The following is a 16,772-nucleotide window of genomic DNA, read 5'->3' as shown; positions in this document are numbered from 1 at the left end:
TTGGAAAGGAGTAAGGAAGATGGAACCAGCAACCTTTATTTTGTTTGGAGCAACAGGCGATCTAGCCAAAAGAAAAATTTATCCCGCTTTATATAATCTGTTTATCGACCAGAAGCTACCGGAATCCTTTTCCCTGATTGGACTTGGACGGAGAGAATGGTCTGACGAAACCTTCCAGGCGAATGTCGAGCAATCGCTGCACGAATTCTCCAGACGGGAGGCAGCGGATTCAATAAAAATCAAGCAATTTGTGCAGGCGTTCCGCTTCAGCGTGCTGGATATCGGCCGTAAGGAAGACTACGAGAAGCTGCTGCAACTGGTGGAAAAGCGGGAACAAGAACTCGGCATTCCGCAAAACCGTCTTTTTTACCTGTCTGTAGGACCGGAATTTTTCGAACCGATCGCAGCTAACATTCAAGCCAGCGGACTTGGTTCAACCCAGGGCTGGAAACGTCTTGTCATTGAAAAGCCTTTCGGTCATGACTTGCAGTCAGCCAGAGAGCTTCAAGAGAACCTGAGCAAATCATTTATGGAAGACGAAGTGTACCGTATTGATCATTATCTCGGCAAACCGATGGTGCAAGGACTTGAAACACTGCGGGCAACAAACCCTGTCCTGCAAGCCTTGCTGAAAAATCGCTATATCTCCAACGTCCAGATAACTGCTAATGAAACGGTAGGCGTCGAAGAAAGAGCAGGTTATTACGATCATGTAGGCGCACTGCGTGACATGTTCCAAAACCATATGCTGCAGCTGCTCATGATGACGGCGATCCAGCTTCCGCATGACAGCACCATTGATCAGATGCGCGAGAAGAAGAAACAGGTTGTCAAAGCGCTGGAGCCGGTTCGCAAGCAGGATGTCAGTCTGAATATCATCCGCGGCCAATACCGGGAAGGAAACATCAAGGGTGTGCCGGTAGCCGGTTATACCTCCGAGCCCGGAATTGCTCCAGATTCGATGAACGATACATTTATCGCAGCTAAAATGCAGATTGATGATTATTTTTGGAAGGGTGTTCCTTTCTATATCCGAACGGGTAAAAGAATGAAAGAGAAGTCCACACGGATTGTCATCGAGTTTAAAGATCCGTTAGCTCAATTGGGTTCAGTCAAGGACAGCTCCCTGCGGCCAAATCTGCTCGTCATCGAAATGAGTCCAGATGAAAGCATCACGCTGCAGTTGAATATGAACGATCCTCAACATAAAGGGGAGATCAAGCCGGTGAACATCGAGCTGCATTCGAGCCGGGCTGATTTGCCGGAGGCTTATGAAAATCTGATTTATGACGCAATCCATGGTGATGCAACGTATTTTGCCCATTGGGACGAAGTCGAATTGTCCTGGCAGTGGGTGCAGCCGATCCTGGAAGCCTTCGAGGAAAATCTCGTTCCGCTGTTTCCTTATGCAGCAGGCAGCTACGGACCCGCCGAAGCGGATAAGCTGCTCGCAAGGGACGGCTATCATTGGTGGTTTGACGCCAAGGATGAAGAGAAGAGCGAAAGCACTGCATATTCCCTGGTAACCCCTTAATTCATATATATTAATCATTTATTACATGGAGGTAATTTACGATGAAATTTTTTGTAGACACTGCAAACCTGGAAGACATTAAGAAAGCATACAAAATCGGCGTTCTGTCTGGTGTAACCACCAACCCGTCCCTCGTGGTTAAAGAAGGCGTGTCCTTCGAAAAACGGATTGAAGAAATTTTGCAAGCTGTGCCTGAGGTAGAATCGGTGTCCGCCGAGGTGACTCCTGACGCCATAACAGCCGAAGAAATGATTGCCCAGGCTGAAGAGCTGATCAAAATCAACAACAACGATAAAAACATTACCATTAAGCTGCCTATGACACTGCCTGGCCTTGAGGCTTGCCGTTATCTGACGAAAAAAGGCGTGAAAACGAACGTAACGCTGATTTTCACACCGAACCAGGCTCTGCTGGCAGCCCGTGCAGGTGCTACTTATGTTTCTCCATTCCTGGGTCGTCTGGACGATATTTCCGAAGATGGCGTGCAGCTGATTGTCAAAGTTGCTGAATTGTTCCGCATTCACAACCTGGATTCGCAAATCATCGCAGCTTCCGTAAGACATCCGGATCACGTAACTCGTGTTGCTATGGCCGGCGCTCATATCGCAACCGTTCCGTTTAGCGTTATTGAACAAATCTCCAAACATCCATTGACAGATCAAGGTCTGGAGAAATTCGCAAACGACTGGAAAAAAGCAGTGCAATAATTCAGAAATGCAAGTGATCAGCATTTAACCTTGTTCAGGCGAGCGCGGCGGCTGGCAGCAAAAGGCCGCCGCTGGTCGCAGTGCCTTTTGAGATAGATTAATGACGAAAAGAGGATATAACAATGAGCAAACAACAAATTGGTGTCGTTGGTCTTGCGGTCATGGGTAAGAACCTGGCCCTGAATATCGAAAGCAAGGGATTTTCGGTCTCTTTATATAACCGTTCTGCTGAAAAAACGAAGGAGCTGCTGGAAGAAAGCCCAGGGAAAAATTTTGCGGGTACATACAGCATTGAAGAATTCGTTCAATCCCTGGAAGTGCCCCGCAGAATCTTAATTATGGTTAAGGCTGGACAGCCCACCGATGACACGATTAATCAGCTGGTACCGTACCTGGATGAAGGGGATATTCTGATTGACGGCGGCAATGCTTATTTCCCTGATACACAAAGAAGAAATAAAGAATTGTCAGCCAAAGGACTGCGTTTTATCGGGGCAGGTGTTTCCGGAGGTGAAGAGGGCGCATTGAAGGGACCGGCCATCATGCCTGGCGGCCAGAAGGAAGCGTATGAGCTGGTAGAGCCTATTCTGACAGCCATTTCCGCGAAAGTGAACGGGGACGCTTGTTCGACCTACATCGGACCGGACGGCGCCGGCCATTATGTGAAAATGGTGCATAACGGCATCGAGTACGGCGATATGCAGTTGATCGGCGAAGCGTACCACATCCTGAAGGATGTTTTGAATATAAGCACCAGCGAACTGCATGAAATCTTCTCCGAATGGAACAAAGGCGAACTGGACAGCTACCTGATCGAAATTACGGCTGACATCTTCTCCAAGACAGACCCGGAAACAGGCAAACCGATGGTCGATGTAATTCTTGATTCCGCAGGGCAAAAAGGAACGGGCAAATGGACCAGCCAAAGCGCCCTGGATCTGGGCGTACCGCTCTCCATTATTACGGAATCTGTATTCTCCCGCTTCATCTCGGCCATGAAGGAAGAGCGTGTGGCGGCAAGCAAAAAGCTGAACGGTCCTGCTGCGGCAAGCTTTGACGGCGATGCTAAAGAACTTATTGAAGCCGTCCGCAAAGCGCTGTATGCCAGCAAGATCGCTTCCTATGCGCAAGGCTTTGCGCAAATGAGAGCTGCTTCCGAAGAATATAACTGGAATCTCGACTATGGCAAAATTGCGATGATCTTCCGCGGTGGCTGCATTATCCGCGCCAGATTCCTGCAAAACATCAAGGATGCGTATGACCGCAACCCTGAGCTGAAAAACCTGTTCCTGGACGATTACTTCGGCGGCGTAATTGAAAGCTACCAGGAAGCATGGAGAAAAGTGGTAGCGATTGCCGTTACGAGAGGCATTCCAGTTCCTGCTTTTGCATCCGCTCTGGCATACTATGACAGCTACCGTTCGGAGCGTCTGCCAGCGAATCTGCTGCAGGCACAACGGGACTACTTCGGAGCCCATACCTTCCAGCGCACAGACCGCGAAGGAACCTTCCATTTTCAATGGATGGATAAAAACTGAACATAGATAAATGAAGATAAACTCCTACAGATGATCATGGATTTAACAGTGATTATTTGTAGGAGTTTTTTGACTGAATGTGGTCACCACCACACTTTTATTTGCCCACAGAGAATTCGCCTTTGGATGCGCGACCAGTCTTATGGGAGGTTACCTGTGCTACTCGCTGAAAAAGCCTGACTCCACGTGTCAGGCTTTTCCTTTTTTACGGAAATGGTTGGGAGAAATATCTTTGTATTTTCTGAACTGCTGGATGAAATAGCTGGAGCTAGAAAAACCGACTTCCAGCGCGATATCGGTCATGCTTTTATCTGTTGTGAGGAGAAGTTTCTCCGCCTTGGTAATCCGAATGTAGCTCAAATAATTGGTGAATGTTTTGCCCATGATTGCCTTGAATCTTCTGGAAAAATAGCTGTAGCTCATATTGCACAGGCGGGCGGCGGTTTGGGCATTAATATCGTTCATATAGTTATAGTCGATATATTCGAACACTTTCTGCAGCATCTGGTAGTCGCTGTCATTCAGCGAATGCGCCACCTCCCAGTTCCAATGCTGGTGACGGGTCTGGCGCAGGAACCATAAAAAAACGCGGCAGATGAGAGTACGCACGGCAAGCTCGAAGCCAAAGCTTTTGGCGCTGAATTCATTATAAATCTCCCAGATCATGCCGGGAATGGGCGTATCCTTAATTTCTGGCTCGGTAAAAACTCGCTGACTACTGGATTCGGCTAGGGTAAACGGCAGAATATATTTTGATTCCAGAATGGTCCGGGAAGTCGAATACAGAATCTCGGGATCAAATTTAACGACGATATAAGAGACCTTGTCATCCAAGGAATAAATCGAATGCGTTTCATGGGAATGAATCAGAATCAGATCGCCTTGCCCAAGGACATGGCATTTGCCTCCCAAATAAACCTTGGCCTTGCCGGAAAGAAAATATAGGATTTCAATATACAGATGCCAGTGGGGTTCCACAAGGCAGCGCGGCTCTTTACCGAAGTGGATCATGCTTTCATAAGGATAATGGATCGACCCGGATTGGGACCGGTTGGATTCAAAATACGGCTCGGTCATCATTTCAGCACCTCGATTAACCATGACAAATATTTTATACTTTCGAATAGCTTCATTGTATTACTTCTGAGTCGATTTTGATATCCTTACGTTACTTGTTAATGGAAGGAGATGATCAAGTTAATGACTATACAGGAACAAAAAATATTACGTGTCGGCATTATCGGCTGCGGCGGAATCGCTAACGGCAAACATATACCAAGTCTGAGTGCCCAGAAAAACGTCGAATTGGTGGCATTCTGCGATATTATCGAGGAGCGCGCAATCGAATCAGCCCGCAAAATCGGCCGGGAGGATATCGCCATATATACGGATTATAAAGAATTGCTTAAAGATGAGAGCATCGATTTGATTCATGTGTGCACACCTAACAAATCCCACTCCTTTATTACGATCGATGCCTTGGAAGCTGGAAAACACGTCATGTGCGAAAAACCTATGGCTAAAACGGCCAAAGAAGCCAGAGCGATGCTGGAAACCGCGAAACGCACAGGCAAAAAGCTCACCATCGGCTATGACAACCGCTACCGGCCGGATTCGCTGCTGCTGAAAAAAATAGCAGAACGCGGCGATTTGGGCGATATTTATTTTGCCAAAGCCCATGCGATCCGCAGACGTGCTGTACCGACTTGGGGCGTATTCTTGAACGAAGAGGAACAGGGGGGTGGCCCGCTGATCGACATCGGCACCCATGCGCTTGATTTGACCTTGTGGCTGATGGACAACTATAAGGTGAAAAGCGTTGTCGGGAATGTGTACCATAAACTCGGCGGCAAAAAAGACGCTGCGAATGCATTCGGTCCATGGGATCCGGAGAGGTTTACCGTCGAAGATTCGGCATTTGGTTTTATTACGATGGAAAACGGCGCAACCGTTGTGCTGGAATCCAGTTGGGCGCTGAACACGCTGGACGTAGACGAGGCCAAATCTACGTTGTGCGGAACCGAGGCTGGTGCTGATATGCGCGACGGGTTGCGGATCAACGGGGAAGAGTTCGGCCAACTGTATACGAAACTGCCTGAACTGAATACGGGCGGAGTCGCATATTTTGACGGGAAATCGGAAAGCCAAGCAGCCCGCGAGTGCAGACTTTGGATCGAGAGTATCCTATCCGGTACAGAACCGATGGTGAAACCGGAACAGGCGCTTGTTGTAACGGAAGTGTTGGAAGCGATCTACGAGTCGGCGCGAACGGGGAAAACGGTCTATTTTGAAGAGGTGGCGGGAAATGATCAGAATCGGAAAAATTAGCTATTGGCATGTTCATGCATGGGATTATACCAAGCAGGCGGGGGCGCATTCTGATACCGAAATCGTAGCGGTTTGGGATGAAAATCAGGAGCGGGGTAAAGAAGCTGCAGATCAGCAAGGTGTGGCGTTTTATGCTTCTCTGGATGAAATGCTTGCGCAGGATGACATCGATGCGGTCATTGTGGATGCTCCAACCTATATGCACCGCGATGTGATGTTGAAGGCGGCTGCCGCAGGCAAGCATATTTTTACCGAAAAGGTGCTGGCGCCGACGCTACATGAAGTGAACGAAATATTGGATGCCGTGGATCGTAACAAGGTGAAGTTGACCGTGTCACTGCCAAGGCTGAACGACGGCTACACACTGGCGATTCGCGACATTCTGGATCAGGAGCTGCTCGGCCAGGTCACTCAGGTGAGAGTCCGCTTATCCCATAACGGGGCGACAGCGGGCTGGCTGCCATCCTCTTTCTACAAGCTGGAAGATTGCCTGGGCGGTGCTTTGATTGATCTGGGCTGCCATCCGATGTATTTGACAAGGCTGTTCCTGCAGCAGGATGTGGAGGAAGTGAAGGCGGAGTTTGGCTATGTTACGGGAAAAGAAGTAGAGGATAACGCCGTTGCAACGCTGTCGACGCCATCGGGTGCAATCGGAATTGTTGAAGCGGGGTTCGTGAACAACTTCTCTCCATTCAGCGTCGAAATTCATGGGACGGAAGGTTCGATTCTCTACGGAACGCCGGATGAAAAGCTGTTGATCCGCACTTCGCGGAAAGAAGAATATAAGGATGCTTGGGTAGAACTTCCGGTTCCAGGACCACGGGAGAGTGCGTTTGAGCAATGGATTAGTCATATTCAGCAAGATACCACGGCTGATGAGAATGTGGCTTATGCCGTTGAACTGACCAAGCTGATGGAAGCGGCTAACCAGTCGGCGCGCGAGCATCGCGGCATCCGGCTGTCCGAGCTGCAAGGCTAAGCGAATAAAAGCATAACGTATATAAATGGAATTAGGGAAACTAGAAACATGCATTGATCTGGATTCAATTAAAAAGCAAATACCAACTATTTCATCGGCGAAGCGTACCACATCCTGAAGGATATGTTGAATGTAAGCACCAGCGAACTGCATGAGAATAGCTATCGTTCCGAGCGTCTGCCAGCGAATCTGCTGCAGGCACAACGGGACTACTTCGGAGCCCATACCTTCCAGCGGACAAACCGCGAAGAAACGTTCCATTTTCAGTGGATGGATAAAAACTGAGTATGGATAAATGAAGATAAACTCCTATAGATAATCATGGATTTAACGATGATTATTTGTAGGAGTTTTTTCTTTATGACTGAGGAAGGTTAAAGATGGGACTTTACCGGCTTCTGGAAAGATGAGAATGCTGCTATATGACGACGAATATTCATAGAAAATAGAAAACTACCACATAAAAACCCATGATTATGAATAAAATGCAACAAAATCTCATTTTTATTGATATATAATGACTATTGTTGGATAGATGAAAGGAGGGATCAAAATTTCTTGCACCTTAGATTGTAACAGCAGAAGTAATAAAAAGCGTTATTTCTCTCATGTAACTGCTAAAAAATTACTACTGATTAGGAGGCAAGAAAGTATGAAATCGTCCAAGCCAACTTTTAAATGGGTGACTCTAAGTCTCTCTGCTGCTTTATTTTTGTCGCCCACTTTAGTGGCATCTGCTGCCGAGGATACTCTAGCGGATAGCAAATTATCGCAAGACGTATTGCTTGACCTTGATTTGATCAAACACCAAATTCCTACCACTTTTGAACCTGGAACAACTCTTACTTATGATGCAGACCTGGAACCAATCGTAACATACGACACAAGTGCCGAGGAACATGCTGACGAACAACAAGGTTTGAAGAGCTTAGGGCAAGAAGAAGTGCCAGATATTGAAGGAAGAGCTGCCGAGGATGAGTTTTTTAAATCCGTAGCGGAATCTGTAAAGGACTTACCTGTTGTTGACCTCGGGTGGGATTTGCCCGAACCAGCTCTAGGAATAGCAGTGATGTACGGTTCAGACGGACATATCGTTCGTGTTTATGTAGATGAAAGCATGGCATCGAAGCAAGCAATAGCAGCAGACATTCCATCTACTACTGTTCCTTATCCTGGACGCTTACCTGCAGGTACATACACATATGGTTCAGGACAGAAAGTAACTATCTCAGCAGGTGCAGTGACGGGAGAAGGTAGATTTACCGTTTTCCGGGCGGGTGTTGGTGGCTCCGGAACAGTAGGATCGAGTGGTAAAACGCTTGGTGCGGGTGACGTTGCTACTAAACGGCAAATCGATAATCCAGTACAGAATACTCCGATAACAGCAAGAGCTCTAGATACGGATATTTCGAAAACCGTATATAAAAATGATATTGGATCTCTTCCTGATGCAGTATTAGATAATTATTTCTGGGGATGGAGTAGTCAACAATTCGGTTATACGTATAGTGACTCGCTATCCTTCCCAGGTAGATACTATTATCGATTTTAGTTTAATAAGTATGCCTATGGCTTTCTGCCATAGGCATACTTGATTATAGAACCTGGGAATTGAGGAGAGAGTGATTTGAAGAAACAATTAAAAATCCTGATATCTTTATTGCTGATAGTTGTACTACTGGTCGCATGCTCGTCTAAAGAAGTCATCTCAGAAGAAAAAAACATTCAAAATAACAATCCTGATGCTAATTCAGAGGTGAAAATAACAAAGCCTGCAGCAGATTACATTACCATGTCTTACTCGGAATATGCAACGACCAATGAAAATGGAGAAGTAAAACGCAGGTTTTAAGTTACGATACTTCTACAAAAAAAACGGAGAAGATTTTTGAATTCGATTATACTGCTCAATATCCTTTGGGCTATTACGATAAAGCGAATCAGTTAGTTTATTACACACAAAGAGTAGGCACTGATCAGGAATACGGAGATCAAATCTTTGTTAGAGATTTAAGCAGCAATAATAGCACTCAGCTTACTGATAATTTGTTTGCCGTCAATTATGTGATTCCATCAGGAGATCAATTGTTTTTTGTTGCTAATATTAAAGGAGAACAGGCGATAAGACTAGGATCGATCAATCTCAAAACCAGAAAAATGACACTTTGGGGAGATCAAGATACACTCATAGAAGCCATTACAGTGGATCACAAAAATAAAAAAATCTATGCTTCTGCGTATTCCTTAAAGCAGAGAAATTATAGTCTTGCACACCAGGACGGACCGGCTGGGCAAAATAATTTTAAAATGCCAACTCATACGGTATATGAGACAGACTTTGATTTAAAAGAGAAGAGAAAGCTTTTTAGTAAGAATTACTGGATTCGGATGCTGATGCATAAAGATGGTCACGTCATTGCTTTTTCTGACAAGGAATATAACCGAGGCCCGTCTACTGTGATTGATTTTGAACTTGCTGATCGTTCAACCGATGTGAGCCAATGGGAAGCGGCAAGATTACAAAGAGGTGATGCTAATTACTCAAGTGAGGGCAACAAGATCTATACCATTGCTATTGTAAAAAATAAACGCGGGTTATACGAATATGATGTGAAAAGTAAAAAATTCACTCCGATATTTACACCAGAAGATGGTTTTATCAATAACATCCAGGTCGTTAAAGGATCATGACAGCAATAAGGCATCCCATTGGATGCCCTATTTGCATGTGCTAACGCAATCAAACTTGTTGCTGAGAAATCGACTCCATCAAGACTTCTTTAAAACTCAATGGGGGGCGACCGATCAAATTAGCCAGAGCAGGATCGACTTGCGTGAAATCGCCCTGACGGCTGGCCCGAAACACACCTAACCGCATATTTATACTCGCTTCCGGCACGCCTTGAGACAGCATATGATCCCTAAATTCTTCGTCAGACACAACGATTCGGCGGATAGTCCGCCCCAGAACCTCAGAAGCGATTGTCGCAATGCCTTCCATGTCAATGGCTTCGGATGCGGTAAGATTGGGAGTTAGGCCATCAAATTTCTGCTCACATATAATCGCCGCAGTAGCTTCGGCCAAGTCAGAGTGGGCTGTCCAGGCAACCGGACCGTCCTCAGGAGCGATCAGTTCCCCTGTTTGTAAAGCTCCACCGATCAACATTAATGCCGATGCGATATAGAAACCATTACGGAGGGACGTGAAAGCCATACCTGATGCTTGCAGCAGTTTTTCGGTAGCATCATGGTGAATCATGGGAGCGAAGTGTGATGTCGGGGAAGAGCCCATGTGACTTGTGTATAACACTCGGCTAGCCCCTGCCTTCTTTGCCGTGTCAATCGCTGTTTGATGCTGCCTGATACCAGCCTCACCCAGGGTGCCTGACGAAACGATGAGAACCTGTGATGCCCCTTCAAAGGCGTGATACAGACTCTCGACATCGTCGAAATCGCCCTGACGGACACGAACTCCAAGTTCCTGAAGCTTCTGTGCCTGATGCGGATCGCGCACGCTGACACCGATCTGTCCGGCAGGCACGCGCTTAAGCAACTGCTTTACTACTGCCCCACCCAATTTCCCGCTGGCTCCGGTAACGATAATCATGATAACAACATCCTCTCATTATGTTTTACAATGTCCTACCGAATCCTTTTTCACGTATTACGTAGTCGTCTACATATTTGTTTAAAAAAATAAACATGCACATAGCAAATTCATCTTTTTGACATGTGCTTTTCAACATTTTCAAAGGCACGGGTCAGCAAAGAAACAAACATGGCTTTCTCGGCATCCGACATTCCTTGGGTGATCAATTCTTCCGATTTCGAGAAGGCATCACTCCTCTCATTAAGAAATTGTTTGGCTTTGGCTGTGATCTCAACGCGGAGGTTGCGTCCGTCGGTAGGGTTACTGCTGCGTATGATAAATCCGGATTTCTCCAGACCGTTCAACAGGTTTGTCACAGACGGACCGCTTAGAGCCATTGTTTTCTCCAGAAACTTGCGGTTGACCTCCACATTCTCTTCTATGGATTGATGAATATGTGACAGAAGAATCGCTTGTGAGCTATTCAAGCCATGATTTTTCAGCAGCTGGTCAAGGATTTCCCGAACCTTTTGCGCGATATGTTTAATGTATAGACTATAGGGGTACGTATCGAAAATGCTGTGCATAAAATTCTCCTTTGATTTGTGTAGATGTCTACACTATATATTCAGCTTTTGATTTTGTCAACGATTTGAAAGTGACAGAAGTTGGATGACATATCCGATTGCTGATGATGCAATTTTGATGCATTTTTCAAGTATAATCAATGGATGCAACATCAACTCCCAACAAAATTAGATTCGGAAGAAAGGAAAGCAATCCGGCCACCTCTAATATGAGGCCATTTGGACGGATTCTACGTGAACTACGAATGATTAATATACTTATTGTTGAAGATGAAAAAAACATATCCGACTTAATTAAAATAAATCTTACTGATGCCGGATACCGTTGTATGTGTGCCTTTGATGGAGGACAGGCTGCTGAACTGATTGAACAAAACAGCTATGACCTGATTTTGCTTGATATTATGCTGCCTATGATCAATGGGTATGAGCTGCTTGAATATATTAAACCACGGGATATTCCTGTTATTTTTATTACAGCTAAAGCGAGTGTGGAGGAGAGAGTACGGGGGCTTAAGCTGGGGGCAGATGATTATCTGGGCAAACCCTTTGAGATCATTGAGCTGCTTGCCCGTGTCGAAAGCGTTTTACGGCGTAATAAAAAAAATGATCGCTATTTGGAAATTGCTGATATTTCTATTGATACCCTTTCCCGCATTGTTACAAAGGGAGAGGACACGATTACACTGACATTGAAAGAGTATGAGTTGCTGTTGCTCTTTGTTCGCAGTAAAAACATCGCTCTTTTCCGGGAACAAATCTATGAAAAAATATGGGGCGATGATTACATGGGAGACAGCCGAACCGTTGACTTGCACGTTCAGAGGCTGCGAAAAAAGATAGGATGGGAAGATAAAATTATTGCGGTCTACAAAGTTGGTTACCGATTTGTGGTGAACCAATGAAGCTCTTTTGGAAGTTTTTTTTCAGTACAAGCATTATTACTTTGTTTATGTTCAGCCTGGGCAGTTCGATTATGATCAACACGCTCTTTCAATCTGCTTTAAAGCAGGAAATAGGTTATTCTTTCAAAGAAAATGCTATTCTGAGGACATCTTTGGACAAAGAACTTTCGAAAACATACCAAAGTGCCGGCGTAGCCTATACTGATAAAATTGCTTTGAAACAGAAGGAGCGTCAGTTGCAGGATAGCCTGATTAAAAGCGCTTTACAGACGATTACCGTGAGTACTTCCAACGGGACTGTGCCATTCCGGATCAGCAACAGCAATTATCAAACCATCCATACCACCGGAATTCCGGGATTTGACAATGAAGTGATCAAAAGGCTGGATCACAGTACCCAAGGTTATGAAGTAGTGCCGCAAGGCGAACAGTATTTCGTCAGGGTTGCCAGCACGATTGTGTCTGACGGAGAAACCCTTTATCTGGAAACCTACCGGGACATTACCTCAATATTTAAAAGCAGGGAAAATCAATACCAGATTTTTTATGGCTTGATTTTTGGCATGATTGGCTTGAGCTTTATTCTGATATTGGTTGTTGCTTACTGGCTGACCAAACCCATCAAAACACTTGCCAGGGCAACCATGAGCATTGCTGAAGGGGATTTTAAACTTCCGGCTTTCCAGGACAGTAATGATGAAATCGGTTTGCTTGCCAAGGCTTTCAGCCATATGTCCAGAAGCCTGGAGCATATGGTGGCGGAGCTGGAAGATGCTGCACGGCGTCAGGAACATTTTATTGCAAGTTTTGCCCATGAACTAAAGACACCTATGACCTCGATCATCGGTTACGCAGATATGCTTCGTTCGAGAAACGTTGAACAGGAGCAGATGATCTTGTATGCCAATCATATTTTTCAGGAAGGAAGAAGGCTGGAGGCCCTTTCGTTCAAATTAATGGATCTGATCGTATTGAAAAAACAGCAATTCAACATGAAAAGGGTTCCTGCGTCTCATTTATTTGAATCCGTGCAAAGTGTGATTTCACCTATACTCAAGCACGAAGGGATTGAACTGGTGATGGAGGCGGATGAGGCGAATTTGTTCATAGAGCCTGATTTAATGAAAACGGTCTGCCTCAATCTGCTTGATAATGCAAGAAAATCCATAGAAACTAAAGGCTGCATTCGTTTCCTGGGTAAAATGGACAACAAGGGTTATAACATCATCATCACGGACAATGGTAAAGGGATGGAGTTGGAAGAGCTGTCCAAAATCACGGAAGCATTTTATATGGCGGATCAATCGCGTTCCAGAGCAGAGGGCGGCGCGGGCCTGGGGCTGACCATCTGCTCACAGATTATCGAAATACATCATGCTGAAATGGATTTTGAAAGCGTTCCTGGTCATGGGACTTCCGTATATATTCGTTTTAAGGAGATGTACGGAAAATGAAAACATTTAAAATCATGATCCTGTTTCTTGTACTCATTTCATTGATGGTATTTGCTGCAGTATTTCCATTGCTGCTTTCCAAAGTCAATGATCAGCGGTTGTTGGGACAAATTCATTTACAGAAAATTGAAACTCAAGCAAGCAACCCTTCCACACAGTATAGTGTAATCGATAAACTGCGCGTTCTCTATGATAAACGTGTTCATTCCAAGGACATTGTGGTTGTTCAGAACTCACAATTATCAGCAGCTGACATGGAAAAGCTCAACGCATTATGTTATGCCGAATTGCAGACCTTGAGAGAAAAAAAGCTGCTTCCTGATCTGGAAGACGACGTAAGTGAGGGATTTCAGGGATCTTCATTTACGAGCTTTGATACGTCAAGGCCGGACCTGGTCGTTAATTATTATGTCATGACAATGTATTCCAACCAGTATCGAATCTCTTTTACGATGGATGCGGACACGAATAAAATTTACGAGATGAAGATTGATGCGGCAGCCAAACCCCTGGTCGTGGATTACGACAATGCCTACCTTCATTGGCAAGACTATTTAGGGCTTTCCCTTGAGCAATCAGATCATGCCAGGAAATTACCTGAAGGCGGTTATAGCAATGATAATAGGCCGTTCCCTCCTTTGAACAGTATGTCAGAGGGGGCAGATCAGGATTATCCCGTTGATGATCAGACATCCGGCATGTCCATGGCATTAGTCCATGATTATACCGATGGCAGCCAAACGGTTGTATATTCATTTCTCATCGCCAAAGACAAAAAAAGCTTCACCATCTCCTGGTCTTTTCAATAGAACGAAAAAATGATGCTAAAATGATGGGATTATGATAAGTCTTGGATGCAGTCACTTGGTAAAGTCATATTACAGAACGGCCGTATCTGTATCTTGATAATATAAGCATCTGATTGAAAATTGAATTACTTATAAGGAGATTACTGAAATGAAAAGAGTATTGATCGCATCCACAATTATGGCATCACTGGCGCTTACTTCAACTGCAGCATTTGCAATGGCAACACAACCTGCAACTGGAGGACCCCAATCCGTAAACAAAGAGGCTGGAGGAATCCAGTCTGCAAACAAAGAAACGAAAAGTCGTATTGAATATACCAAGGAAATCTCGTACCTTGATGACGGCAGTGTGAATGCTGTTGTGGAAACGTGGGTAGATCCTGTAACTCACGACAAAAGGATCGACATGATGGCCAAAGAAGAGGATGGAACAATCCATCCAATCAGTCAGTACTTAAAAGAAAACGGAACAAAATGGGTAGAGGTTTCAAGAGATAAAAACGGGAAGGCTATAAGCGGAAAATACTACAAGCTATCAGAAAAGGAAAAACAGAGTGTTGATACATGGACATCCTTCGCCGACAGCAAAGCCGAATTTGCCAAAACAGGGTGGAAAAATGAAGGGCTTCTGGAATCGCAGGATGGGAAGAAGCTAATCAAGCTTTCCGGTCAGAATTTGTTGGAAGACGATATCCAGCCGGAAGGAAGTAAAGTGGTTATAAATGAATATGTTCAGATCGACAAAGCTACCGGACTGCCTGTTAAATTGGAAGCTTACTCTGAATATAAAGGGATCAAAACACAACAATATTCTGTTGCTTACGAGCATAAATATGTTGATGATAAAAGTTTGTTTGATACAACAGGAATCCCCATGAAGCAGTATTCAAAATTGCAATGGATTCATGGAGTTGAATATTAATTAAGCTTAAAAAAACTAAATTGCAAGCTGGCGTCGGTACTCAATCGGCGTCAGCTTGTTTAGTTTTCTTTGAAGCCATAACCGTGGATCGTATGAAGGTGCAGAATATGAAAGCCTAGCTGATGCGAATTGCGGCTTTTAGACTTCATTTCCAGTTCTGCCTTGATAGCTGTGGGTGTGCGGAATTCTGCCGTTCACGGTGGTGTAACCCTCAAAATAGTGGTAATGCCCGCCGTTTGGCAAAGGAATGGCGGGACCTGTAGTTCCTCTTAGCAAATGAACATGCTGGTCATTGAAAGTGGTTTCTATATTATAGTGGTGAACATGGGGGATGCCGGTGGGAGCCGGTTCTGTAGTTCCTGCATACTGGTGGTAATGTCCTACGTCAAAAGAGGTTTTTCCAGCCATGGGATGAACATGCATGTTCACCGGTCTTTCATCCCACGAGGTGATTACTAGCTTATGATCGTGCTGGGACCTATGATCATGCTTGGATTTGTGATCATATTCCGAGTCGGAGTTGGATCTGTTCATGCAAAGCAGTATCCCTCTAACTGGTATTTCCACCATAAATCCTCCATTCTAATTCGTTAATCAAAACAAGATTTCTCTTTTGTTTACCTTCATGCCCGACAAGGACCTCTCAAACATATCCAGAATAAACAGAAAACGCTCCGCTTCCCGGAATACATGGTCTGCCAATAAAGGATGGATAATGCTTTTTATACGGCATTCCTCAATTAAATCACGTGCTGTTTTTTTGAAATCCCGCAGAGATTTTACGGATACCCGATTCTCGTCAACAAATTGACTCAGCAAAGGAATGATTTGTGATTGCGGACGCATTGAACTTAAATCAATCGCTTGGTACATGAGGGTATCAAAATCATTACTAAACTCCCTTGCCTGTTCAACCAGTTTCCGTTCAGATGGATCGAGCAAATGACCAATGAACTTTGCGTGGTCCGCCATTATTTTCAGAAAGAAAATATTCTCATCAATGATTGCATCGTGCAAGGGTTCGAGCCTTCCGGAATTAAGTTCCTCAAGCCGGTTTCTAAAGTAGTTTGCTTCCCGGCTAACATGATCGACCAATAAAGGAAAGTTGTTTTGACCGGGGAGTTTACATTGGAGAATAAGCCCCAATACCTTTCTTTTAAAAGCCCAAATATGAACGGCGGCATTACGTACTTCAGTATTAAATTCTCTGATGGTATGCGGATCGGTACTTAACGGGAACTCATTAGATCTTCTTTCAATGTCCTCAAAAATAGCTTGAAACTGCTGAGCCTCATGAATTAATTGCGTGTCCTCACACCTAAAACCCAACCGCAGGAACAAAGCGTGTTCCTTCATCACCCGGGACCAGAAACGGATTTCGTCAAGTGACCGGGCCACAAATGCATCTGACAATGACATC

Annotated in this window: 17 protein-coding genes and 1 pseudogene; 13 read left to right on the top strand and 5 right to left on the bottom strand. The window is 44.9% G+C overall.

Annotated features, from left to right (window positions below):
• Positions 1 to 19 precede the first annotated feature (19 nt).
• From zwf to gnd, 3 genes are all read left to right on the top strand, one after another.
• The gene (zwf, locus tag ACE41H_RS03250; RefSeq protein ID WP_375353347.1) at positions 20 to 1,534 is read left to right on the top strand and encodes a glucose-6-phosphate dehydrogenase; all 1,515 of its coding nucleotides are present in this window, start codon (positions 20 to 22) and stop codon (positions 1,532 to 1,534) included.
• A 41-nt stretch (positions 1,535 to 1,575) separates the two neighbouring features.
• Positions 1,576 to 2,241, top strand: coding sequence for a fructose-6-phosphate aldolase (gene fsa, locus ACE41H_RS03245; RefSeq protein ID WP_375353346.1), 666 nt, complete (start codon positions 1,576 to 1,578; stop codon positions 2,239 to 2,241).
• Between the two features lie 122 nt (positions 2,242 to 2,363).
• On the top strand, positions 2,364 to 3,779 hold the full coding sequence (gene gnd / locus ACE41H_RS03240) for an NADP-dependent phosphogluconate dehydrogenase (protein WP_375353345.1): 1,416 nt from the start codon (positions 2,364 to 2,366) through the stop codon (positions 3,777 to 3,779).
• 189 nt (positions 3,780 to 3,968) lie between these two features.
• Here the strand turns inward: gnd and ACE41H_RS03235 are convergent, their stop codons facing one another.
• Positions 3,969 to 4,859, bottom strand: a complete 891-nt coding sequence (locus tag ACE41H_RS03235) for a helix-turn-helix transcriptional regulator (protein ID WP_375353344.1) — start codon at positions 4,857 to 4,859, stop codon at positions 3,969 to 3,971.
• A gap of 120 nt (positions 4,860 to 4,979) precedes the next feature.
• Between ACE41H_RS03235 and ACE41H_RS03230 the strand changes: the two genes are divergently transcribed.
• The 6 genes and pseudogenes from ACE41H_RS03230 (at position 4,980) to ACE41H_RS03205 (ending at position 9,777) form a co-directional block, all read left to right on the top strand.
• Entirely contained in the window at positions 4,980 to 6,107 is a 1,128-nt protein-coding gene (locus ACE41H_RS03230; protein WP_375353343.1) for a Gfo/Idh/MocA family protein, read from the top strand.
• Positions 6,085 to 7,086: a Gfo/Idh/MocA family protein gene (locus tag ACE41H_RS03225; RefSeq protein WP_375353342.1), complete on the top strand. Its 1,002-nt coding sequence runs from the start codon at positions 6,085 to 6,087 to the stop codon at positions 7,084 to 7,086. The genes ACE41H_RS03230 and ACE41H_RS03225 overlap by 23 nt, the downstream gene beginning before the upstream one ends.
• A 156-nt stretch (positions 7,087 to 7,242) precedes the next feature.
• Positions 7,243 to 7,371: pseudogene (locus ACE41H_RS03220) on the top strand (6-phosphogluconate dehydrogenase); the annotation flags it as partial.
• A gap of 367 nt (positions 7,372 to 7,738) precedes the next feature.
• A complete protein-coding gene (locus tag ACE41H_RS03215) occupies positions 7,739 to 8,638 on the top strand; it encodes a hypothetical protein (protein WP_375353341.1) in 900 nt (299 codons plus the stop codon).
• Between the two features lie 75 nt (positions 8,639 to 8,713).
• Positions 8,714 to 8,938 (top strand): hypothetical protein, encoded by a 225-nt coding sequence (locus ACE41H_RS03210; protein WP_375353340.1) that lies wholly within the window; start codon positions 8,714 to 8,716, stop codon positions 8,936 to 8,938.
• Between the two features lie 65 nt (positions 8,939 to 9,003).
• Positions 9,004 to 9,777, top strand: coding sequence for a hypothetical protein (locus ACE41H_RS03205; protein WP_375353339.1), 774 nt, complete (start codon positions 9,004 to 9,006; stop codon positions 9,775 to 9,777).
• Between the two features lie 49 nt (positions 9,778 to 9,826).
• Here the strand turns inward: ACE41H_RS03205 and ACE41H_RS03200 are convergent, their stop codons facing one another.
• Entirely contained in the window at positions 9,827 to 10,693 is an 867-nt protein-coding gene (locus ACE41H_RS03200; protein WP_375353338.1) for an SDR family oxidoreductase, read from the bottom strand.
• Between the two features lie 110 nt (positions 10,694 to 10,803).
• Positions 10,804 to 11,262 carry a MarR family winged helix-turn-helix transcriptional regulator gene (locus ACE41H_RS03195; protein WP_375353337.1) on the bottom strand — a complete coding sequence of 153 codons (459 nt, stop codon included), beginning with the start codon at positions 11,260 to 11,262 and terminating at the stop codon, positions 10,804 to 10,806.
• 245 nt (positions 11,263 to 11,507) lie between these two features.
• Between ACE41H_RS03195 and ACE41H_RS03190 the strand changes: the two genes are divergently transcribed.
• From ACE41H_RS03190 to ACE41H_RS03175, 4 genes are all read left to right on the top strand, one after another.
• Positions 11,508 to 12,167, top strand: a complete 660-nt coding sequence (locus ACE41H_RS03190; protein WP_375353336.1) for a response regulator transcription factor — start codon at positions 11,508 to 11,510, stop codon at positions 12,165 to 12,167.
• Between the two features lie 152 nt (positions 12,168 to 12,319).
• Positions 12,320 to 13,621: a sensor histidine kinase gene (locus ACE41H_RS03185; protein WP_375353335.1), complete on the top strand. Its 1,302-nt coding sequence runs from the start codon at positions 12,320 to 12,322 to the stop codon at positions 13,619 to 13,621.
• Positions 13,618 to 14,430: a hypothetical protein gene (locus ACE41H_RS03180; protein ID WP_375353334.1), complete on the top strand. Its 813-nt coding sequence runs from the start codon at positions 13,618 to 13,620 to the stop codon at positions 14,428 to 14,430. Before ACE41H_RS03185 ends, ACE41H_RS03180 begins: the two co-directional genes overlap by 4 nt.
• A 148-nt stretch (positions 14,431 to 14,578) precedes the next feature.
• Positions 14,579 to 15,352, top strand: a complete 774-nt coding sequence (locus ACE41H_RS03175) for a hypothetical protein (RefSeq protein WP_375353333.1) — start codon at positions 14,579 to 14,581, stop codon at positions 15,350 to 15,352.
• Between the two features lie 138 nt (positions 15,353 to 15,490).
• Here the strand turns inward: ACE41H_RS03175 and ACE41H_RS03170 are convergent, their stop codons facing one another.
• Both ACE41H_RS03170 and ACE41H_RS03165 read right to left on the bottom strand, forming a co-directional pair.
• On the bottom strand, positions 15,491 to 15,886 hold the full coding sequence (locus ACE41H_RS03170) for a YmaF family protein (protein ID WP_375353332.1): 396 nt from the start codon (positions 15,884 to 15,886) through the stop codon (positions 15,491 to 15,493).
• Positions 15,887 to 15,946: 60 nt separating this feature from the next.
• Entirely contained in the window at positions 15,947 to 16,765 is an 819-nt protein-coding gene (locus tag ACE41H_RS03165; protein ID WP_375353331.1) for a DUF2935 domain-containing protein, read from the bottom strand.
• Between the last annotated feature and the right edge of the window lie 7 nt (positions 16,766 to 16,772).

Origin of the sequence: Paenibacillus enshidis (assembly GCF_042136365.1) — a bacterium.
Classification (GTDB): Bacteria; Bacillota; Bacilli; order Paenibacillales; family Paenibacillaceae; genus Paenibacillus; species Paenibacillus enshidis.
This window is presented reverse-complemented; position numbering and strand designations above follow the sequence as displayed.